At 53.6% G+C, this 291-nt stretch carries 1 protein-coding gene; it reads left to right on the top strand.

From position 1 onward, the window contains the following. Positions 1 to 72: 72 nt before the first annotated feature. On the top strand, positions 73 to 291 hold a 219-nt coding region (locus tag P0G09_RS20155), incomplete at its 3' end, for a hypothetical protein (protein ID WP_275253567.1).

Genomic DNA, 291 nt, shown 5'->3' with positions numbered 1-291 from the left:
ATGTTATTCTTCTTATGTTGTTACCCATTTCAAATATAACAAGAACGATTATGCGACCGAATTGGAAAAGAAATGCCATCCCAGCACATGGCCAACTGCATCACGGCAGGCATCCAAGAACAGGAGCAGCCGGACGTGAACGAACAGGCCGCCCAGTACATCCGCGACTGGATCAGCGCCAACGCCAACAGTTTCACCGACACCGACGCCATCGGCCAGAGGTACGGCAGCATTGAGAACGGCACGGCCTTTATCCTGCCCACCATCCTGCGGGAAGCGCTGGAAAAAGGC

Source organism: Faecalibacterium sp. DFI.5.82, from assembly GCF_029076575.1.
In the GTDB taxonomy this organism is placed as follows: Bacteria; Bacillota; Clostridia; order Oscillospirales; family Ruminococcaceae; genus Faecalibacterium; species Faecalibacterium duncaniae.
This window is presented reverse-complemented; position numbering and strand designations above follow the sequence as displayed.